Origin of the sequence: Pseudomonas trivialis (genome assembly GCF_001439805.1) — a bacterium.
In the GTDB taxonomy this organism is placed as follows: Bacteria; Pseudomonadota; Gammaproteobacteria; order Pseudomonadales; family Pseudomonadaceae; genus Aquipseudomonas; species Aquipseudomonas trivialis.
The window spans coordinates 128,746-150,569 of sequence record NZ_JYLK01000015.1 but is presented as its reverse complement, the minus strand read 5'-3'; the positions used below and the strand labels follow the sequence as shown (position 1 = coordinate 150,569).

Annotated in this window: 17 protein-coding genes and 4 pseudogenes; 8 read left to right on the top strand and 13 right to left on the bottom strand. The window is 53.0% G+C overall.

Features of this window, described 5'->3' with window-relative positions:
* Positions 1-26: 26 nt before the first annotated feature.
* The 4 genes from kdpC to kdpF are packed head-to-tail and all read right to left on the bottom strand — an operon-like array spanning position 27 to position 4,468.
* Positions 27-572: a potassium-transporting ATPase subunit KdpC gene (gene kdpC, locus TU79_RS20120; RefSeq protein WP_057009635.1), complete on the bottom strand. Its 546-nt coding sequence runs from the start codon at positions 570-572 to the stop codon at positions 27-29.
* A gap of 33 nt (positions 573-605) precedes the next feature.
* A complete protein-coding gene (kdpB, locus tag TU79_RS20115; RefSeq protein ID WP_173670270.1) occupies positions 606-2,663 on the bottom strand; it encodes a potassium-transporting ATPase subunit KdpB in 2,058 nt (685 codons plus the stop codon).
* 11 nt (positions 2,664-2,674) lie between these two features.
* Positions 2,675-4,369: a potassium-transporting ATPase subunit KdpA gene (gene kdpA / locus TU79_RS20110; protein ID WP_057009633.1), complete on the bottom strand. Its 1,695-nt coding sequence runs from the start codon at positions 4,367-4,369 to the stop codon at positions 2,675-2,677.
* Between the two features lie 9 nt (positions 4,370-4,378).
* On the bottom strand, positions 4,379-4,468 hold the full coding sequence (gene kdpF, locus TU79_RS20105; RefSeq protein WP_003218754.1) for a K(+)-transporting ATPase subunit F: 90 nt from the start codon (positions 4,466-4,468) through the stop codon (positions 4,379-4,381).
* 394 nt (positions 4,469-4,862) lie between these two features.
* Between kdpF and eat the strand changes: the two genes are divergently transcribed.
* Positions 4,863-6,227 (top strand): ethanolamine permease, encoded by a 1,365-nt coding sequence (gene eat / locus TU79_RS20100; protein WP_057009649.1) that lies wholly within the window; start codon positions 4,863-4,865, stop codon positions 6,225-6,227.
* A 111-nt stretch (positions 6,228-6,338) separates the two neighbouring features.
* Entirely contained in the window at positions 6,339-6,506 is a 168-nt protein-coding gene (locus TU79_RS25520) for a DUF2897 family protein (protein ID WP_069665401.1), read from the top strand.
* Positions 6,507-6,513: 7 nt separating this feature from the next.
* Here the strand turns inward: TU79_RS25520 and TU79_RS25515 are convergent.
* A pseudogene (locus TU79_RS25515) lies at positions 6,514-6,720 on the bottom strand (hypothetical protein); the annotation flags it as partial.
* A gap of 185 nt (positions 6,721-6,905) precedes the next feature.
* Entirely contained in the window at positions 6,906-7,238 is a 333-nt protein-coding gene (locus tag TU79_RS20095; protein WP_003238622.1) for a ComEA family DNA-binding protein, read from the bottom strand.
* Between the two features lie 150 nt (positions 7,239-7,388).
* On the opposite strand from TU79_RS20095, the pseudogene TU79_RS26115 reads away from it, so the two are divergent.
* The 6 genes and pseudogenes from TU79_RS26115 to TU79_RS20075 form a co-directional block, all read left to right on the top strand.
* Positions 7,389-7,571 (top strand): annotated as a pseudogene (locus TU79_RS26115) (IS66 family transposase); the annotation flags it as partial.
* Positions 7,558-7,720: pseudogene (locus TU79_RS26650) on the top strand (lysis protein); the annotation flags it as partial. The pseudogenes TU79_RS26115 and TU79_RS26650, both read left to right, overlap by 14 nt.
* A gap of 112 nt (positions 7,721-7,832) precedes the next feature.
* On the top strand, positions 7,833-9,017 hold the full coding sequence (locus tag TU79_RS20090) for an acyltransferase family protein (RefSeq protein ID WP_082638605.1): 1,185 nt from the start codon (positions 7,833-7,835) through the stop codon (positions 9,015-9,017).
* A 126-nt stretch (positions 9,018-9,143) separates the two neighbouring features.
* Positions 9,144-9,610, top strand: a pseudogene (locus TU79_RS25505) (IS66 family transposase zinc-finger binding domain-containing protein); the annotation flags it as partial.
* A gap of 445 nt (positions 9,611-10,055) precedes the next feature.
* Positions 10,056-10,712, top strand: a complete 657-nt coding sequence (locus TU79_RS20080; protein ID WP_015371583.1) for an acetyltransferase — start codon at positions 10,056-10,058, stop codon at positions 10,710-10,712.
* A 14-nt stretch (positions 10,713-10,726) separates the two neighbouring features.
* Positions 10,727-11,581 (top strand): 3-hydroxyacyl-CoA dehydrogenase family protein, encoded by an 855-nt coding sequence (locus TU79_RS20075; protein ID WP_173670269.1) that lies wholly within the window; start codon positions 10,727-10,729, stop codon positions 11,579-11,581.
* A 65-nt stretch (positions 11,582-11,646) separates the two neighbouring features.
* Here the strand turns inward: TU79_RS20075 and TU79_RS20070 are convergent, their stop codons facing one another.
* The 7 genes from TU79_RS20070 to asnB (TU79_RS20040) form a co-directional block, all read right to left on the bottom strand.
* On the bottom strand, positions 11,647-13,641 hold the full coding sequence (locus TU79_RS20070; RefSeq protein ID WP_057009646.1) for a polysaccharide biosynthesis protein: 1,995 nt from the start codon (positions 13,639-13,641) through the stop codon (positions 11,647-11,649).
* Positions 13,642-13,715: 74 nt separating this feature from the next.
* Entirely contained in the window at positions 13,716-14,891 is a 1,176-nt protein-coding gene (locus TU79_RS20065) for a DegT/DnrJ/EryC1/StrS family aminotransferase (RefSeq protein ID WP_057009631.1), read from the bottom strand.
* A gap of 74 nt (positions 14,892-14,965) precedes the next feature.
* Positions 14,966-15,568, bottom strand: a complete 603-nt coding sequence (locus TU79_RS20060) for a sugar transferase (protein ID WP_057009630.1) — start codon at positions 15,566-15,568, stop codon at positions 14,966-14,968.
* A 104-nt stretch (positions 15,569-15,672) separates the two neighbouring features.
* Positions 15,673-16,800: a glycosyltransferase family 4 protein gene (locus TU79_RS20055; RefSeq protein WP_057009629.1), complete on the bottom strand. Its 1,128-nt coding sequence runs from the start codon at positions 16,798-16,800 to the stop codon at positions 15,673-15,675.
* A gap of 1 nt (position 16,801) precedes the next feature.
* Positions 16,802-18,757, bottom strand: a complete 1,956-nt coding sequence (gene asnB, locus TU79_RS20050; protein WP_057009628.1) for an asparagine synthase (glutamine-hydrolyzing) — start codon at positions 18,755-18,757, stop codon at positions 16,802-16,804.
* Entirely contained in the window at positions 18,757-19,899 is a 1,143-nt protein-coding gene (locus tag TU79_RS20045; protein ID WP_057009627.1) for a glycosyltransferase family 4 protein, read from the bottom strand. The genes asnB (TU79_RS20050) and TU79_RS20045 overlap by 1 nt, the downstream gene beginning before the upstream one ends.
* On the bottom strand, positions 19,896-21,782 hold the full coding sequence (gene asnB, locus TU79_RS20040) for an asparagine synthase (glutamine-hydrolyzing) (RefSeq protein ID WP_057009626.1): 1,887 nt from the start codon (positions 21,780-21,782) through the stop codon (positions 19,896-19,898). Before asnB (TU79_RS20040) ends, TU79_RS20045 begins: the two co-directional genes overlap by 4 nt.
* Positions 21,783-21,824 lie beyond the last annotated feature (42 nt).

Below are 21,824 nucleotides of genomic sequence, written 5' to 3'. Positions count from 1 at the left end.
CTTGCCCGCGATGACGGCGGCGCTGCCTACAACTTTTCCAGGGCCATGTTCAGGGCCAGGACATTCACCACCGGTGGGCCCACCAACGGGCTTTCGATGTGCTCATCCAGCAAGCGTTGCAAGGTTGCCACCGGCACATTTCGCGCCGCGGCCACCCGCGCCAGTTGATAGGCAATCGCCGGCGGTGGCAAGTGCGGATCCAGACCGCTGCCGGAGGTGGTCAGCGAGGCCAGCGGCACCGGGCCCTGGCCTGGCACCTGCTGTTTGGTCGCGTCGTCGAACACGCGCGTAGCCAGCGCCGGATTGCTTGGGCCCAGGTTACTGGCGCTGCTGGATACCGTGGCGAAAGCCCCGGCCGAAGGCCGTGGGTGGAACCAGCCGTCGCCGGTAAAGTCCTGGGCGATCAGGCTGGAGCCGCGCACCTTGCCGCTGGCATCGCGCACCAGACTGCCGTTGGCCTGGGCGGGGAACGCCACCTGGGCCACACCGGTAACCACCAACGGATAGGCGACACCGGTGATCAGGGTCATCAGAACCAGCAGGCTCAGGGCCGGGCGGATCATGTTAGTCATGGTCAAATCCTCATTAAGTCGGGAAGGCGAGCGTTACACCAGGTGCAACGCCGTCAGCAGCATGTCGATCGCCTTGATGCCCACGAACGGCACCAGCAAGCCGCCCAGGCCGTAGATCAGCAGGTTGCGCCGCAGCAACGCCGCCGCACTCGCCGCCTGCACGCGCACACCGCGCAGCGCCAGGGGAATCAGCACCACGATGATCAGCGCGTTGAACACAATCGCCGAAAGGATCGCGCTCTGCGGGCTCTGCAGGTGCATCACGTTGAGTACGCCCAACTGCGGGTAGATCGCGGCGAACAGCGCGGGCAGGATGGCGAAGTACTTGGCCACGTCGTTGGCGATGGAGAACGTCGTCAGCGCGCCTCGCGTCACCAGCAATTCCTTGCCGATCTGCACCACGTCCAGCAGCTTGGTGGGATCGCTGTCGAGGTCGACCATGTTGGCTGCTTCACGCGCGGCCTGGGTGCCATCGTTCATCGCCATGCCGACGTCTGCCTGGGCCAGCGCCGGAGCGTCGTTGGCGCCGTCGCCGCACATGGCAACCAGGCGCCCGTCATTTTGCTCGAGGCGGATGCGGGCGAGTTTTTTCTCCGGGGTGGCCTCGGCCAGCACATCGTCCACGCCGGCTTCGGCGGCAATCGCGGCGGCCGTCAGCGGGTTGTCGCCGGTGACCATCACAGTGCGAATACCCAGCTTGCGCAGCTCGGCGAAGCGCTCGCGGATCCCGGGCTTGACCACGTCCTTGAGGTGGATCGCACCAAGCAATTTGCCGTCGGCGCACACCAGCAACGGCGTGCCACCGCTCTGGGCGATCTTGTCGATTTCCCGCGAGAGCGCCGGTAACAGGTCACTGCGTTGCAAGCCGATAAACGCCAGCAACGAATCCACCGCGCCTTTGCGAAATACGCGGCCCTGGTAGTCGACACCGGACAGGCGGGTTTCGGCACTGAACGGCACGGCGGTCAACTCATCCAGCGACGGCTCGGCCTGGGGGTGCAAGGCGCGCAGGTACTCGACGATGGATTTGCCCTCCGCCGTGTCATCCGCCAGGGACGCGAACAAGGCACCTTCGGCCACCTCGCGGCCACTGACGCCTGGCGCGGCGACCACCGCCGAGCACCGGCGGTTGCCGAACGTGATGGTGCCGGTCTTGTCCAGCAGCAACACATGCACGTCCCCCGCCGCTTCCACGGCGCGGCCGGACTTGGCGATCACATTGAGGCGCACCAGACGGTCCATGCCGGCGATACCGATGGCCGACAACAAGCCACCAATGGTGGTAGGAATCAGCGTCACCAGCAGTGCGACGAGGAACACCAGCGGCAAGCTGCCATTGGCAAAGTGGGCAAACGGCTGCAGGGTGACCACGACCATCAGGAAGATCAGGGTGAGGCCGATCAGCAGGATGTCCAGCGCCACCTCGTTAGGGGTTTTCTGGCGTTTGGCGCCTTCCACGAGGGCAATCATGCGGTCCAGGGTGGATTCACCGGGGTTGGCAGTAATGCGCACCAGCAGCCAGTCGGACACCAGCCGCGTATTGCCGGTGACGGCCGAACGGTCGCCGCCGGATTCGCGGATGACCGGGGCGGACTCGCCAGTGATCGCGGCTTCGTTGACTGCGGCGATCCCTTCGATGACTTCACCGTCGCCGGGGATCATTTCGCCGACGACCACGCGTACCACGTCACCCTTGCGCAGGCTGGCAGCGGGTACCATCTTGAAGGTGCCATCGGCCTCTTTGCGCCGTGCGCCGAGGCCTTCACTGCCGGCCTTGAGGCTGTCGGCGCGGGCCTTGCCACGGCCTTCGGCCAGCGCTTCGGCGAAGTTGGCGAACAGCACGGTGAACCACAGCCACACCGCAATCTGCGCAGCGACAAAGGTGGGCACGGCGGTGTCGGGCACGAAACACAGCACGGTGGTGAGGATGGCCGTCAATTCGACCACCAGCATCACTGGCGAGCGTTGCAACTGCCGTGGGTCGAGCTTGACGAAGGCCTGGACCAGCGCCGGGCGCCACAGCGCGGAGATTGCGGTTTTGGCGGGTTCCTGGGGTTTGACCGGGGCCGCGTTGTTTGCAGGCATATTCATGTTCATATCCCTCAGAAGCCCATGCTCAGGTGTTCAGCGATAGGGCCCAATGCCAGCGTCGGCAGGAACGTCAGGCCGCCCACCAGCAGAATGGTCACGGTCAACAGCGTCACGAACAGCGGGCCGTGGGTGGGAAAGCTGTTCTGGCCAATCGGCGCGGTCTTCTTCATCGCCAGGCTGCCGGCCAGGGCCAGTACCGGGAGGATGTAGCCGAAGCGGCCGAGCAACATGCCCAGGCTCAGCATCAGGTTATGGAATGGCGTGTTGCCACTGAAGCCGCCGAACGCCGAGCCGTTGTTGGCACTGGCCGAGGTGTAGGCGTAGAGCAACTGGCTGAAACCATGGGGTCCGGGGTTGCTGATCGCACCGGCCGGGCCTGGCAGACTGGCGGCGATGGCGCCCAGCACCAGTACGCCAACCGGCATCACCAGCAGGGTCACCACGAGCAGTTGCACTTCCTTGGCCTGAAGTTTCTTGCCCAGGTATTCAGGGGTGCGGCCGATCATCAGGCCGGCGAGGAAGACTGCGATCAGCACGTTGAGCAGCATGCCGTACATACCGGCGCCGACGCCGCCGAAGATCACTTCGCCGACCATCATGTTGACCAGCGCCACCATGCCGCTCAACGGATTGAGGCTGTCCTGCATACCGTTGACCGAACCGTTGGACGCCGCCGTAGTCGTCACCGACCAGAGCACGGTGCCGGTGGTGCCAAAGCGCGCTTCCTTGCCTTCCAGCGGTGCGGTCTGCTCCACGGCGGGGTTGTTCAGGGTTGGGTTGGGCTGGTATTCGGCCCACAGCGAGGTCGCGCCGCCGATCAGGAACAACGCGAGCATGCAGCCGAGGATCGCGCGGCTCTGGCGCAGGTCCTTGACGTAGTGGCCGAAGGTAAACACCAGCGCCACCGGAATCAGGATGATCGACGCCAGCTCAAACAGGTTGGCCCAGGCGGTCGGATCCTCGAACGGGTGCGCCGAGTTGACGCCGAAGAAACCGCCGCCGTTGGTGCCCAGTTGCTTGATCGCAATCTGGCTGGCTGCCGGGCCAAGAGGAATCACCTGATCAACGCCCTGCAGGGTCACGGCATCGACGTAGTGGGCGAAGGTTTGCGGCACGCCCTGCCACACCAGGAACAGCGCCAGCACCAGGCACAGCGGCAGCAGGCCGTAGAGGGTGGCGCGGGTCATGTCGACCCAGAAATTACCCAATGTCGCGGCGGATTTGCGACCGATCCCACGGCAAAGAGCGACGAGGACTGCCAGCCCCGTGGCCGCACTGACGAAGTTCTGCACGGTCAGGCCGGCCATCTGACTGAGGTAGCTCAGGGACGCCTCACCGCTGTAGGACTGCCAGTTGGTGTTGGTCATGAAACTGACGGCCGTGTTGAAGGCCAGCGTCCACTCCTGACCCGGCAGTTTCTGCGGATTGAGCGGCAGGTAGTCCTGGAACAGCAGGATGGCGAACAACAGCAGAAAACCCGCGAGGTTGAACGCGAGCAAGGCCAGCGCGTATTTCTGCCAGCTCTGTTCCTGTTGTTCATCCACGCCGGACAGGCGATAGCAGGCCCTTTCCACCGGCCCCAGCACAGGGGTCAGCCAGGTGCGCTGGCCTTCCATCACCTTGTAGTAAAAACGCCCGAGCAAGGGTGCCGGTACCAGCACCACGGCAAAGAAGGCAATGATCAGCCAATAGTCATAACTGTGCATGCCCAACTCCTAGTTCCGATCCGCGCGTAACAGCGCAACCAGCAGATAAATGAACAGCGCCACGGCCAATAGCAGTGACACCCCGTCCAGAACGCTCATGGAAGTCTCTCCGTTGTGCGGCGAGTGCCGCGTGTGGGGCAATTGTCCGCAGGAGTGGTGTAAAGGAACGAGAGCGAGGGCGTGGGCGGGGCGTAAGGACGGCGTAAAGAGTGGGTTTATGCGGGGTTTACACCGCGGGTTTGCATTGCTTGAACGGGCGTTATCGCGGGCGAGCCCGACTCCCCATTGGAATGCGGTTACCTGTGGGAGCCGGGCTTGCCCGCGATGGCGGCGGCCAGGGCAACACTGCACCTGCCTGGTGCAGTGGTGAGGATGTTCAAACACCAAACCGTCCCCGATACGACGGATGCGCCACTTTACGACCACGATTTTCATGCTGGCATGCCCGCTGCAACACCTTGAATCATCCAACCCGTTCAAGGAGCGCAGCACAATGAACACACACCTCAAACCCACCTTGGGCACCCTGCATTTATGGGGTATTGCCGTCGGGCTGGTGATTTCCGGGGAGTACTTCGGCTGGAGCTACGGCTGGGGCGTGGCCGGCACCCTCGGGTTTCTGGTGACGTCATTGATGGTCGCCGCGATGTACACCTGCTTCATCTTCAGTTTCACCGAACTCACTACCGCGATTCCTCACGCTGGCGGCCCCTTTGCCTACAGCCGCCGCGCCTTTGGTGAAAAAGGTGGTTTGATCGCCGGCCTCGCGACCCTGATCGAATTCGTGTTCGCGCCACCTGCCATCGCCCTGGCCATCGGCGCCTACCTGAATGTGCAGTTCCCGGCCCTGGACCCGAAACACGCGGCCGTCGGCGCCTACATCGTGTTCATGGGCCTGAACATCCTTGGCGTAAAACTCGCCGCCACCTTCGAACTGGTGGTGTGCGTACTCGCCGTCGCCGAGCTGCTGGTGTTCATGGGCGTGGTCGCTCCCGCGTTCAGCTTCAGCCACTTCGCCCTCAATGGCTGGGCCGGGTCCGATACATTCGGCGCACCGGCGATTGCCGGGATGTTTGCGGCGATCCCCTTCGCCATCTGGTTCTTCCTCGCCATCGAGGGCGCAGCCATGGCGGCCGAGGAAGCGAAAGATCCCAAGCGCACCATTCCAAAGGCCTACATCAGCGGCATCCTCACCCTGGTAATTCTGGCCATGGGCGTGATGTTCTTCGCCGGCGGTGTGGGTGACTGGCGTACCCTGGCGAACATCAACGACCCGCTGCCCCAAGCCATGAAAACCGTAGTGGGCGACAACTCCGGCTGGCTGCACATGCTGGTGTGGATCGGCCTGTTCGGCCTGGTAGCAAGCTTCCACGGCATCATCCTCGGCTACTCGCGGCAGTTCTTCGCCCTGGCGCGCGCCGGTTACCTGCCCTCCTTCCTCGCCAAACTGTCGCGTTTTCAGACACCGCACCGCGCCATCATCGCCGGCGGCGTCGTCGGCATCGCGGCCATCTACAGCGATGGCCTGATCAACCTCGGCGGCATGACCCTGACCGCCGCGATGATCACCATGGCCGTGTTCGGCGCCATCGTCATGTACATCATGAGCATGCTCAGCCTGTTCAAACTGCGCAAGACCGAACCTCTGCTGGAGCGCACCTTCCGTGCGCCGGGCTACCCCATCGTACCGGGCATTGCGTTGGTGTTGGCGGTGGTGTGCCTGGTGGCCATGGCCTGGTTCAACACGTTGATCGGGCTGATCTTTCTCGGTTTCATGGCCGTTGGCTTCGTGTACTTCCAATTGACCGCACAAGACCGCGCCGATGCGCCGGCGGACGCCATGCTGACCGGGTTATAAGACGTAAGAGGCAGAACGGGCCTACACTGAACTACTCAGAAAGCCCGTCACTCAAAGCAGTTATTACCGTGGGAAAATTCTCCCACGGCGATCTGCCTCAAGGAGAGCGTTATGCCGTGGTATGCGTGGTTGATTATGGTAGTAGCGATCGGGTCGATCGTCGGTGGCCTCATGATGCTGCGTGACAGCGCCAACAAGGTGGAACTCACCGACGAACAACGCAAGCGCGTGGCCCAGCGCAATGCGCAGGCGGATGCCAAGGACGCGCAGGATCGCTGAACCGGGTTTACTCCCACTCCGCCCTGGCAATATGCAAACCGTGCTGGCCTTTATAGGCGGCACGTTGAGGCTGGCTCCAGCCGCTCAGCAGCTCATCCTCCAGCCTGTAGATCTCGACGCCCAACGGACGACACACCGTCAGCGGGTCCTGCGCCTGCGGGCCTCATATCGGCAACGACAAATCTCTACCCGGGCACGTCGATAGCGCGCGCAGTTGCACAGGTCGATTTTAGGTGGCTGATGGAAAGAAGCTGAGAGTTGGCGCGTTGGTGTTATTCGGCCGTATTCAGGAGCCCACTCTGGCGGATCGGCTTATGGAAGTTGCACTCGATAAATTCGAAGGCTAGATTTATGAGAAGGAAGAAGCCGATCAATGACCGGCCTCCTCCTGTACTTCGCTTAGTTGATCACCAGCCGTTCGCGGTTCTTCTCCAACAAAGCCTTGCCGATACCTTTGACTTCCAATAACTCATCAATCGCCGTGAAGGGACCGTTGGTATCGCGATAGGCGACGATTGCCTTAGCCTTTGCCGCGCCAATTCCGAAGAGATCACGACGAAGAGTTTCGGCGTCGGCGGCATTGAGATTGACCTTGGCGGATTGCTCCGCCTTCATCATCTGGGCAGAGATGGGGGTTGGGGCCTCGGGCTTGATGGACGGGGCTGCGGTGGTCGCGGCCGAGAGGCTGGTGAGGAGAGCGAAGACTAGGGAGGAGATGTAAGTGTTTTTCATTGTTGACGCTCCATGACATCGGTTAGAGAGAAGCAGCTTTTCCGAAGCTGCTTTTCTAAGGTAGGCGATGTTTGGAGGGCGTCAAAAGTACTTGAGTTACAGGGTGTGAACGCTGAAAAAATGGCGCATAGGAAAGCATAGAAAAAGGCTCAGTTGAAAAGCCGGATTGAAACGCAGCCCCAGTTCAACGCTGAGAGTGCCTTGGGCAAAGCCATCAGTTACCTCGCAATTAACTGGAGCAAGTTGGAACGATACGTCGAGGAAGGTTACCTGCCGATCGACAACAACGCCTCTACCAACGGCCGAGAGTCCTATGCGTGGATGCTACATGCATGCCACCCTCGACGCCGTCAGCCTGGTCCACGCAACCCGTCGAGCTCAACTTGAACCAGCGCATGCGCAAAAAAATTGTCGCGATCGCCAATGACGGAGATAACGCGGTAATTGCCTTACGTGCGTGCCAAGCGTATGTCAGAGCAATCAAAATGACTCACCGATGGGGTGCTGAGGAGCCCTTTCGTTTAAAATGCAGAGCGAGTAAAAAAGATATCATGATAAGATTGAATGGTAAAAATACAATAGGGAATAAAAACAGTGGAAATAATCGGCGTACTTTTCGCCTTTTTGGCGATGCTTATAGCTTTGTTGTCGACGTATTTTATTTCTAGCAGACTATCTGTTTCGGATAATGCTCATCGATTTATTACTATTGATGGGCTAAGAGGCTATTTAGCTTTTTTTGTTTTTCTTCATCACTCTTGTATATGGTTTTTTTATTTGAAGACTGGCAGCTGGACCAATCCTCCAATTAGGGTTTTCGTAAATCTTGGACAGGTCGGAGTTTCGCTGTTTTTTATGATAACGGGATTTTTGTTTTTTTCTAAATTGCTTGACTCTCGTAACTCTGGAGTTGATTGGCTCAGGCTATATGTGTCTAGATTTTTAAGGCTAGTGCCTCTTTATTTTTTTTCAATGGGGTTACTGTTTTTAGTTGTTTTTATAATTACCAGGGATAAGCCGCCAGCTGAACTCAGTGAAATAATTTTAAGCATCTCAAAATGGCTGTTTTTTACCATTCGATATGGTTCCCCTGATATAAATGGCCTAGCAAACACAAATCTAATTAATGCTAGTGTTGCATGGAGCCTCCCATATGAGTGGACTTTTTACTTCGCACTCCCTTTAATATTTTTGGCCATTGGCGGCAAATCATCAATCAAATATCTTTTATTGAGTGCGCTATGCATGTATGGGTTCGGCAGCCTGTATTTTGTAAATGGTTTGTATTGGTTGTTCGTCGGCGGTATGTTCGCGGCCATTGTTGTGAGATTAGAGCCCTTTAAGGCTTTCTCCAAGTCTAAATGCTCTTCTATAATTATATTGTTATTGCTGATCTTGGTCTTTATAGGTTTTCCTTCAGTATATGAAAGCTCGCTGGCGAAAACGTTATTGGTAGCTGTTTTCTGTCTAATTGCAGGCGGCAACAGTATTTTTGGCTTATTTAAAAGCAAAGTCTCGCGAACAATGGGAGAGCTGGCTTACAGCATGTATCTCCTGCACGGCATTCTATTGTATGTGATGTTTAAGTTGGTTTTTGAGAGCACATTAATTAGTCAGATAAGTGCACTTAAATACTGTTTTTTCATTCTGGCGCTCACTCCGATTTTGGTTTTTATATGTGGCCTAACGTTCTCCCTTATTGAGCGACCCGCAATGAAAAAAGTTGCCGTTATCACAGATTGGCTTAGAGGGGAGAAATCAACTCAAGTAAAGCTCTAGGTGAAGCTGGGGAACAGCGAAAAAACGCTGGGCGAGTGTTTTGATCGAGTGCGTGCACCTTCAAGATTCCAGATTGCTCTCCAGCGGGGAACTCTATGAGGGAAGTCTCAAGAAAATGCTCATCGTACAGCGACGCCTCTGTTGGCCCTGTTCAACGCAGCAGAAAGCGTCGTCGAAGCTATCGATAAAGACTATGAAGAAGAGGTCGTAGCCTCTGCCAAGCGCCGTGGTAAGCGCAAGCCTCTGCCCGCCGTTCTGCCGCGCATCGAAGTAATTCACGAACTGCCCGAGCATGAATTGACCTGCGCCCCGTTGCCGCAAACACGCCATTGGCGAGGAAATCAGCAAACAACTTGAAATCGTCCCGATGCAGATACGGGTGATCAAAGACGTTCGTAAAGTCCACGGTTGCCGCGACTGCGAGAGTGCACTGGTCACTGCGGACAAATCGGCTCAGGTGATTGAAAAAAACATGGCCAGCCCCAGCGTTCTGGCAATGCTGCTGAACACTAAAATATGTGGACGGTTTACTCCTGCACCGCTTTGAAAAAGTAATGGGCCGCCACGCACTCGAACACTTGCCAACGGAGACATCAATTGAAGATTACGAAGCCTTGCTACCGTGGAACTGCTTGCTCACGCCGTATAGCTGAGCGCGCAATCATTTAAAGTGGGCTTTATGGAGCGCATACCATATTCTCCGACAGCGCCATTGATAGTAATGATTTCTTATGTTTAAGGTTACTATCTGCTAACTCAAGAAAGGGAGCAACTAATCAGCCCCTCTGTCCGTTTACCCGAACAAGAGAACCCATAATTAATTGGAGCTGTCAAGACCACTGGGAAATCTAAGAAACTTCACACATTGATATTTTAGAACACTCTGCAATGAATGGTTAGCCAGTCTTGTTTGTGACGTTGAGTTTGAGCAATGACCTTATGTTGAAAACGGATAAACAGGTGCCTGACACTGCCAGATTTCATCTGTAGAATTGCCAAACCTACGAGAGAATTCAGATGAATCATGAGGAGACGGATATGAAAATTTACGCAATTGTAGGAGCAGGCGGTTTTGGGCGTGAGGTTATACCTCTGGTCAGCCAGATGCTAGGTACAACATCTCAGGAAAATCTCAAAATTATTTTCGTGGACGATAATGCTCAGGAAGACAGCCTCAACGGCTACCGCCTAGTAAATGTTGAGTCTTTTCTTAGGATGGAAGGAGAGAAATTTTTTAACATTACTATCGCCAATAGCAAGGTCAGACAGAAAATTTCTGAGCGCCTCATATCAGAAGGCGCATCATCGTTTACAGTTTCAGCGCTAAGTGCTGTCAACCTCAGCCACAATACAATTGGCGAGGGAGCTGTTTTTTGCCCATTCACGACGGTTACTGCAAACGCGAAAATCGGAAAATTTTTCCATGCGAACATTTATTCTTATGTAGCCCATGATTGCGTCATCGGCGACTTTGTGACCTTCGCTCCTAACGTTCAATGCAATGGCAGTGTAGTTATTGAAGACCATGCCTATATCGGTACCGGCGCAATGATTCGTCAGGGTACGCCGGAAAGGCCCATTGTAATTGGTGAGGGAGCGGTTGTTGGGATGGGTTCAGTCGTGACTAAAAGCGTAGCCCCCTATACTACGGTGTTTGGCAATCCCGCAAAGCCACTTCGTTCAGCTTCCCAGTAAGGACTAAACACTACATGAAAGAGATAAAAGTTGCCGTCATTGGCTCAGGAACCATGGGAAAAGGGATCGTTCAATTACTTGCGCAGAGCGAGGTAACCTCCTCTATCGTATGGATAGGTCGCTCCGAGACCGGTTGCAAAGCGGCTTACGAAAGCCTCAAGTTCAGCTGGGAGCGTATGGTTAACAAAAAAAGATTGTCTACTAAAGATGCAATATCTTTTTCAGAAAAAGTAATTATCTCCAATGAGTATGAAGCAATCAAAAATACTGATTTAATTATTGAGGCAGTATCTGAAGACATGCTTATCAAGCATAAGATATTTCGCGATATAGCGTCCTATGCAAAAGATTCCTCAATAATAGCATCGAACACATCTTCACTATCCATCACTGAACTGGCAAGCCTCACAAAAAATCCAGAGAATGTAGTAGGCATGCACTTTTTTAATCCAGCCCCCGTGATGAAGCTGGTGGAAATCATTGTAGGTTTCTCGACCTCGAAACACACAGCCTCTTGGGCCTTCGACTTCGCCAAGACACTGCACAAAGAGCCGGTATTAGTGAATGAAGCCCCGGGCTTCATCGTCAATCGAATGTTGATTCCAATGATAAATGAAGCAATAGGAATCTTGGCTGAGGGTGTCGCGAGCGCAGAAGAAATAGACAGAGCGATGAAGTTTGGCGCCAATCATCCTATCGGGCCGCTAGCGCTGGCAGATTTGATCGGCAACGACGTCAATCTTTCAATTATGGAAACACTGCATAATGAGACCGGAGACCCGAAATATAGGGCTCATCCCTTGCTGAGAAAAATGGTAAGAGCTAATAAGCTCGGAAGAAAATCCGGTTCAGGTTTTTACAGCTACTAGGGAATCGGACTGCACAGTCCGATCATCCTCCCAGCCTTCAATAACCTGCTACGTGAACTGTAGGCCTAAGGTTCCAACCTGCGTTGCTGATAGATCCAGTCAACGATCTCACCGTCCGGCGTATAACCACTTACAGTGTCACGAAGCAGCTGCCGCACACGAGCATAGTCATCTCTCTTGACCGCGTCCAACAGCTCAGTCAACTTGGACTTCAGTACCTCCCATTCAATATGGTCCTCGTTCGCACTCATGATCATTGGGTGCTGTGTGGCAACCACATTGTCACCGATCAGAAGCTCCTCATACAGCTTCTCTCCAGGTCGAAGCCCTGTGAACTCAATAGAAATATCACCATGAGGATTTTTTTCGGAACGCAGACTGAGACCCGACAGATGAACCATTTTTTCAGCTAACTCGACTATCCGGACCGGCTCACCCATATCGAGCACAAATACATCGCCCCCCTGCCCCATAGACCCCGCCTGAATCACTAACTGAGCTGCTTCAGGTATGGTCATGAAATACCGGGTGATTTTCGGGTGTGTAACTGTTAATGGTCCCCCCAACTTGATTTGTTTATGAAACAAAGGAATCACAGAGCCCGACGACCCAAGCACATTGCCAAAACGAACCATGGTAAAACGAGTTTTGTTGACCTTGGGAGCATTAGACTCGTCTCCGAACAAAACCGGTGCGACCTCCAAACTGAGCGCTTGCAAAGTCAATTCCGCCAATCGCTTAGTACTACCCATGACATTGGTCGGACGCACAGCTTTATCAGTGGAAATCAATACAAAGTTTGAAACCCCCGCCTGCAATGCAGCTTGCGCGGTATTCAAAGTTCCAATAACGTTATTTAAGACACCTTCAGCAATATTGTGCTCTACGATGGGTACATGCTTATAGGCGGCAGCATGATAAACGGTATCGACACGCCATGTCTTCATTACATCAATCAACTGTTCCTGATTGCGAACTGAGCCAAGGATGGGCAACACTCGAATCGGCAGCGACTCACGTACAATACGCTGCTCAATCTCTGACAAAATACAGTAAAGATTAAACTCACTGTGCTCAAACAATAGAAGAGTCTTGGGATGGAGGGCCAAGATCTGCCGACACAGCTCTGAGCCGATGGAGCCACCTGCTCCGGTCACTAAGACGTTCTGTTCAAGGATACAGCGTTCGAGCAGTTCGCCTTGGGCAGGTACCGAGTCGCGCCCTAATAGATCAGCGATATCCACCTCCTGGATATCGTCGACCTTGACGCGCCCACTTGCCAAGTCCATGAACCCCGGAATACTGCGCACGTGTAAAGGATAGCCCTCAAGAAAGCCAAGAATTTCACGGCGCCTTGCTCGATTGGCTGAGGGAATAGCCAAGAGAATCTCCTGAGCGCTTGTTGCATCAATCATCCGCTGGATATGTTTGGACTTATAAACCTGCAATCCTGCAATTACTCGATCAGAAATGCTGTCATCATCATCAATGAAGGCAACTGGCCGCATGACACGCCCCATGCGCAAAGCAGCAACTAACTGATTTCCAGCGGCGCCTGCACCATAGATAGCCACACGTGGCAAACCATCCTCACGGCTGGTGAATGGTACGTGTTGAGCCGCCGCGAACCAATCGCCAAGAAAATACTGCCTCATTGCGAGGCGCAAGCCGCCCAACATGATAAGGCTCAACCACCAGTAGTTGAATATAATGGATCGAGGGACTACATTTTGATGGTTGCTGTACCAGTATACGACCACACCAAGCACCAACGCTGAGAGACTTACCGCTTTAACAATTGCAATAAGAGCATCATTGCCGAAATACCGCATTACCGCTCTATACATACCAAATCGAATGAACAAGGGAACAGAAACTACCGGTGCGCAAATAAATAACCATAAATGCATCTTAACTGGATTGATCATTTCGTCCATTCCCAGACGAACTACAAAAGCCAGCCACAGCGCAACCCAGACTAAAATAACGTCCGTAAGCACCTGCAGTATGCGTTTCTGTCGGCGAGGAAGGCTCAACAAATACGCACGTATACGATCTATAAATCCCTTGTACACTTTTTGCTCCCAGTCAAGCTTTTATTGCCAAATAACGCAGTATTATAACGAAGGAGCTACTAAACAGAAGCCTGTTGCATTACATCAGTCAGTACCTTACACGTCAGCTCAATCTCACTATTTTCTAAGGTCGGGTGCACTAGAAACATCATACTCGTTTCACCCAGCTCCCTGGCGTTCGGCAAGCGGAATGGCGGCCGTAAACCGGTATCATCAAACGCTTTCTCAAGATATACCTCCGAGCAAGAGCCGGAGAATGCAGGCACCCCGCGCGAGACTATTTCGCTGAGGATTCGATCACGGGACCATCCCTCCTTCAAGCATTCAGTCCGAACGAATACATAGCATTTATAAGCGGCGTGCACATCCCCTTTAGGGAAATCCGGCACCCTCAAGGCTGGCAAGAGACGGGCAGAATTCCATATAGCTTCAAGATTGTTCGCGCGGCTAGCTTGCCAGTCCTTCATTCTGGCCAATTGAATGCGACCAATGACAGCCTGAACCTCCATCATTCTCCAGTTGGTGCCGAAACTTTCGTGCAGCCAGCGAAAACCCGGAGGATGAGAGCTTTCATAAACAGCCTTCCAGCTCTTTCCATGGTCTTTATATGCCCACATGCGTGCCCAAAGCTCCTTGTCATTAGTCGTAACCATGCCACCCTCACCACCGGTAGTCATGATTTTGTCCTGGCAAAAGGACCAAGCCCCTATATGACCGATGGAGCCGACAGGCCTCCCTCTATAGTGAGCACCGTGAGCTTGTGCGCAGTCTTCGATTACTTTTAAACCCCGCTGCAGAGCAAGGTCCATGATTGGATCCATGTCGCAGGGCCAACCGGCTAGATGCACACAGATCAACGCCCGGGTACGAGGCGTCAAGACCGCTTCAATGGAATGAGCGGTGAAGTTCTGGGAGTCCAGATCTACGTCAGCGAATATTGGAATGGCGCCAGCGTTAACGATACTGGATACTGAAGCCAGGAAGGTTCGAGACGTTACTATTACTTCATCGCCCTTGCCTATTCCCAGTGCCTTGAGCGCAAGGTCTAAGGCGACCGTGCCATTGGCAAGCGCAACCGCGTATTTGGTACCAGCCCAGGCCGCGAACTCAACCTCGAATTGGCGGGATTCTTGGCCGGTCCAATAATTTACCTTATTTGAAAGGATAACATCGCGAACAGCGTTGCCCTCTTCTTCACTGAAGGAAGGCCAAGCAGAAAATGTTGTACCCAACATACACAGAATCCTAATTTTTATGCCGAAAAGGACATATTACTATAAAGTTCACTCTCATAAAAATTCATCACTATTTATTCAGGCTCCTTTGAGCCCGTAAACCGCTGCATTGTTGCTTCACCACTTGCATTAATACCTTCCCTGGCCACGATTTTCTTCAGCGTCAAAAAAACCACTCTAATGTCAAGCCAAAGGTTCCGGTTGTCAACATACCATACGTCTAGTTTAAATTTCTCCTCCCAGCTCAAAGAGTTCCTGCCATTCACCTGAGCCCATCCCGTCACACCAGGCCTGACATGATGACGGCGATATTGCTCGGCGCTATAAAGAGGGAGGTACTCCATAAGAAGCGGCCTGGGTCCAACAAGGCTCATGTCCCCTTTGAGTACATTAAAGAGGCCAGGAAGTTCATCCATACTACTGGAGCGTAGAAAGGTGCCGAACCGAGTCATGCGCATTGAGTCGGGCAAAGGTTTGCCATCACTGCCAACCGCATCACGCATCGTCCGAAACTTTAGCATCGTGAATGGCTTCGCGTTCAGCCCCGGTCTGACTTGACTAAAAAGGACGGGCGAACCAAGCTTCCGTTTGACCAACCAAGCGATTACGACCATGACCGGGGCCAATAAAAGCAGAGCACACAACGAAACTAAAAAATCTAATGAACGCTTCAACATTATCCACCTGACATATATTATATAAGCAACAATTAAAATATATTTATGAACCAGACGCTTCTACTTTTTAGAAAATAACGTGTAGCTGAAACGGGAAATCATAATTAAATCCCCATGCCTTGTAACATCGCTGCATTGACTTTTTTAACATCGTACTTAAGTTCTGCCAGCTCACGAGACTTCCTACCCAGCATAGAAACAAGATGCGGGTTCTCAGCAAATTTCAACATGGCCGCAGTAAGCTTATCGACATTCTTGACCGGAATCAGGAACCCGTTCACACCATCAACCACAGTTTCCCGACATCCAGGAGCATCAGTTGTAATTACTGCCCGTCCCATGGCCATCGCCTCCAGAACAGTTCGAGGCGTACCCTCCCTATAAGAGGGCAGAACATAAACACTTGAGCTTGCAATGGCGGGCCTTACATCTTTCAGCCGACCCAGATATTCAACTGTGCCCTCTGCAATCCACGCATCGAGTTCCTCGCGGAGAATAGCGTTAGGATTTTCATCAATCCATCCCACGATCCTGAACTTCACATCTGCGCGTGTAGATTTCACCTCACGCGCTGCGCTGACAAACTCTCGGATACCCTTATCGCCCAATAGTCGAGCAATCAGGAGAAAACTGAGATGTTCTGGAAAGGACGCAACGTTGAAATCGTTAACGTCGACACCCGAACCATTTACAATAGTCGATGGTGTATCAACCGAGATCAAGTGCAAATACCTGAAAAGAGCTTCGTCGTCCGGGTTCTGAAAGAAAACCCGCGTTGCGAAGCTCAGAGAAAGTGCGTACAGGCGTTGAACGAGTATCTTAAGCATTCCTCGAGAGCTAACAGCCTGGTTATCCTCTGACTGAAATGCATAACCCAAACCCGTAATCAGCGCGAAACGGCGCTTTATCTTCATGATCCGCGCGGCTAACAAGCCATAGATAACCGGTTTGACTGTATAGGCTAATACCGAATCAGGCTTGATATCCCGCATCAGCTTACAAAGTGCAAAAAGAGTCATCAGATCGGAAAATGGGTTCATACCCACTCGCCTTAGAGGTATCTCGTGCACCACTACGCCCTTCTGCTCGAGGTGCACGCGAACATCTGAGCCAAAAGGCATATCCGGAGCGGCAACGTGAACCTCCTGTCCCTGTGCACGTAACGCATCAACTAAAGGGCCACGGAAATTTATCAGTGAGTCAGCGTAACTTGCGATTAAAAAAAATTTCATTTTATTGCTCAGCCAGCCATGCTTGAAACATTAGGATATCCCAGAGGTGGTGCTGCCAATTTTTTTTGCCACTCAAATGCTCCGCCCATTTACGCCTGATAGGCTCTGCATGAAAATATCCTTCGCTACGCAGCCGATCCTCGCTTAAAAGCTCCTCCGCCCAATCCCGTAGAGGCCCTCGAAGCCAGCTGTCCAGCGGAATGCCAAATCCTTGCTTCGGGCGTTCGATAAGTTCCTTGGGAACATGTCGATACAACACCTCACGCAGCAACCACTTGCCTTGCCCATTGCGAATTTTCAGATCAAGCGGCATACGCCAAGCCAGTTCGACGATTCTATGGTCAAGCAACGGCACACGCCCCTCAATGCTAGCCGCCATGGTTGCACGATCAAGCTTAACCATGATGTCATCCGACATATAGGTTTGCGCATCCATTGCCATCATCCAATGTTCAAAGCTATTGGTTTGCGGCCAGCGTGAAGAATCAGTGAAAATGGTTTTGGGCTCTTTACCATCGATCACGACGCTAGCAGGATCGGCCCAGTGACTGTTCAACCGGTGGTAGAACTCGTGACCGTCGGCGAGCTTAAGAACCTCAGACAATTTATGCGCCTTATCACCTGGCGTACTAAGATGTAAACGCCTAGGCAACAATGGCTTGAAGATATGGAACAGAGTATCCCAGCTAGAGGGCGAAAGTGACCGTAACAGCTCGGCGCTTAATTGACGGGCAAATGGCGGCAACTGCTGCATTTTCGACCAGACCTTCTTGGCGGTGAGGTACCGGTTATAACCGCCGAAGAGCTCGTCTCCCCCGTCACCACTTAATACAACCTTCAGATGCTTGCTGGCCATTTGGCTGACCAGAAACGTAGGAATCTGCGAGCTATCGCTGAACGGCTCGCAATACATCGAGGGTAGACGCGCAATCATCGCTAATGCGTCCTCAGGACGCACGTACAACTCTGTATGTTGCGTACCCAAGTGCCGGGCGACAGCCTTGGCATGTGTAGCTTCGTCATAGCCGCCTTCGTCAAATCCTATAGTGAACGTAAGAACCGGCTGAGTACTTTGTGCCTGCATCATAGCTACGATTGTGCTGCTATCAACACCGCCGCTCAGAAACGCCCCCAAAGGCACATCTGCAAGCATTTGCTGGCCAATAGTGGAACGTAATTGTGCCTCTAGTAAATCCGTTGCTTGTTCGGGGGTTCCTTGGAAGGGATTGGCGATGCCATTCGCAACTGCGTCATTGAAACGCCAATAAGCCTGAGGGACTGAGGCTTTCGCGGCAGGGAGATTGTTCAGTGCAAGCATTACGTAGTGACCAGGCTCAAGCTTCGCGATGCCTTTGTAAATACTGTAAGGCGCCGGAATGCAGTTGTGACGAAGCAACAACGCCAAAGCGTTGCGATCCACTTCCCAGATGAACTGCGGGAAAGCCTTGATAGCCTTAAGCTCTGAACCTAAAAGCAGAGTGTCGCCCTGCCAGCCATAATACAAAGGCTTTTCACCCATCCGGTCACGCGCAAGTGTCAATACTTGTTCTTGCCTATCCCACAGCGCGAAGGCAAACATCCCCACCGAAGCTTGTAAGGTCTTTTCGACTCCCCAGCGAGCAAGGCCTGTAACCAGTACCTCGGTATCAGAATTACCTCGCCATACCGGCGGCGACAACCCCTCAATGTCCAACTTCCGCCGGAGTTCGGCGTGGTTATAGATCTCGCCGTTGAAAGCAATTACAAATCGTCCGCAACTGGAATACATAGGCTGGTGACCAGCCTCCGACAACTCGACAATTGCCAAGCGTCGATGCCCGAGGGCCAACCCCACATTATCGTCGACCCACACCCCACGATCGTCGGGGCCACGATGCGTAAGGGCATCGTTCATCCGGGTAATGACAGAGACCAAATCATCATTACCGGCTTGGAAAATCCCGCTAAAACCACACATCAATGAATGTCCTGATTTGAGTAAAGACTGTCATAGATTGCTTTAAATTTATGCTCTGCACATTTCATCGTGAAATTTTCAACGATCCGCTTATAGGCACCCTGTCCCATCGCTGAGCGTTCGTCGGCAGTCAACACTGCAATCTTCGCCAAGGCCTCAGACAATGCCAGAGGGTCTTGTACTGGCACGACAAGTCCATTTTCACCCAGCAGAAAAGCAGCATCTCCGGCTTCTGTCGTCACGCAAGGCAACGCCATACTCATGGCTTCGCCTAAAACATTGGGAAAGCCTTCGGTGAGAGAGTGCAGGCAAAATATATCCATCGCCTTAAAACATGCAGGGACATCACGACGCTCACCCAGAAGCACGAACCGATCAGCGTATCCAGTTGCCATAATTTCGGCCATTAGCGCCTCGTTGGCGCGATCCACGTCACGACCTACCATCAGGAACTTGACATGTGCAAATCGGGCGGCAACAAACCCGGCTGCCGTGACGAAACTGGAGTGGTCTTTAACTTTGTTATAACGTCCGAGACTACCAATAACCAAAGCACCCTCATCGATACCGTGGTTCGATCGAATTGCTTCACGTTCTTGAGGTTCAGCAACCAGGCGGTCCAGGTCAAACCCATTGGGAATGACAGTCATTCTGCCGGGGGAGTAGCCTACCGCGACATGCGACGCTCTCGACGCTTGCGCAGCACAGACGATGACGCTAGGCACTCTCGACGAAAGCCACGCACAAAGTCTGCGAATAACGATTGTCGCCTTTCCTCCCCCTCTACTGACGTCCGTGGTTCTGATACCCCAGATAACCGCCTTTATACCGACCCGACGTGCAGCGAGCCCGCCCAGCAAATCAGCGTGATACATCCAAGTTTGTACCACGTCAGGCTTAGTAGACCGTAAAAAACGCACAAGCTTGCTGAATGCGCTAAAAACGTCCCAGGCGCCTCGCATGCCTAAGGTATCAACGGTAACACCCTGAGCACGCAACAATGAACCGACTTCGCCCAGATCCGTTAAAGAAATGACATTGTGTTCGTCATCGGAATTGGAGTTGAAAGACTCACAGATTCGACGCAGCATTAACTCAGCGCCACCGATATTAAGGCCAACAATAATATGGGTAACTTTCACCGGCCCTGCTCCTCCAGCCACGCCTGGAACATCAAAACGCTCCACAGCCTGCTCGAATAATCCGAACGTCCAGCAAGGTGCTGCGTCCAGATATACCGGATAGGCGCTGGGTGAAAATAACCTTCCTGACGTAGTCGGCTTTCGCTCAACAGATTTTCCGCCCACTCACGCAATGGTCCACGCAACCAAGAAGCGATAGGAATGGAAAATCCTTTTTTGGGACGTTCAATCAACTGCCGAGGAACATGCCGATAGAGCACTTCTCTTAATACCCACTTGCCTACACCCTGACGAATTTTCAAATGCAAGGGAATACGCCAAGCGAATTCGACAACACGATGATCTAAGAGTGGAACACGTGTTTCAAGGCTATTGGCCATCGCGGCGCGATCAACCTTTACCAAGATATCGTCGACCATATAGGTTTGCGCATCCATCGCCATCATCCACTCTTCATACCTACACTTAACCAAGGGCCAGCTGGTGGGTGTATCCAACAGCGTTGCAGGCTCTTTCGCACCTCTTACCGCAATAAGGGGGTCCTTCCAGTGGCTGATCATCTGCCGATAAAAATCTTCTCGGGTAGAGGTGTGCATAATATCCACCAGCTTTTCGATCCTACCTTCCAACGGCAGAACTTTCAGGGATGACGCCGCCAACCGCCGTAAAGAGACCGGCAATTTACTGATGTAATTCCACGCCCGCGGTGTGAATTGATAAGGATTATAGCCGCCGAACAGCTCATCGCCAGCGTCACCGCTCAGAGCAACCGTGACTTGCTGTTTTGCAAGCTGGCTAACCAAAAACGTTGGAATCTGTGAGCTGTCGGCAAATGGCTCACAATAAATTTCCGGTAAGTGAGGAATAACATCCAAAGCGTCTTTAGGCTGAATGTATATTTCCGTATGCTCGGTACCCAGGTGGCGGGAAACAGCCAAGGCATGTTCCGCCTCGTTAAAGCCAGCCTCACTGAAACCGATGGTGAACGTTTTGACTGGCCGCTGACTTTGTTTCTGCATCAGCCCAACAATTAGGCTGCTGTCGACGCCGCCGCTTAAAAACGCACCTAGGGGCACATCGGATAGCATTTGCATTCCAACACTTTCATCTAGCTGCAATTCAAGAGCGTTTACAATGGTAGCTTCGCTGCCAACCAAGGGCTGATCCAACCCCCTTACAACAGCTTCATTGTACGTCCAAAAAAATGCTGGCTTAACCGACTTTCTATTTTGGCCCAAGACAATACTGACATACTGACCAGGCATGAGTTTTTCTATACCTGTATATATGCTATAAGGGGCCGGTACATAATTATGGCGGAGGTATAAAGATAACGCGCCCCTATCAATAGTTGCTTCGAAATCGGGATGTTGTTTAAGCGCTTTAAGCTCAGACCCGAAAACCAGAATATCACCCAACCACCCCCAATAAAGCGGCTTTTCACCCAGTCGGTCACGTGCAAGCACAAGCTTATTTTCTACACGATCCCACAAAGCGATAGCAAACATTCCCACTGTAGCTTGAAGCGTTTTCTCGACACCCCAGCTGTTGAAGCATGCTAAAAGAGTCTCCGTGTCTGAGTGCCCGCGCCAAACAGGCGCCTCGGAATGGATTTCGAGTGATTTTCGGAGGGTCCGATGATTGTAAATTTCGCCGTTGAACGCGATCACATAACGGCCATTCGCGCTTTGCATCGGCTGATGGCCTGCGGGTGAGAGGTCCTGAATAGCCAGACGAGCATGACCTAATACAACCTGGGCATTATCAGTCCATGTTCCAGAACCGTCGGGGCCACGCTTATTTATGGCCTGAACCATCTGAACGACATGACGATCAGTTATATAGGACGGCTTCGAATGAAAGTAACCGGCTATTCCACACACTACGAAATCCTTCCCTAATTAATTTTTCAGGCAAACAGTATA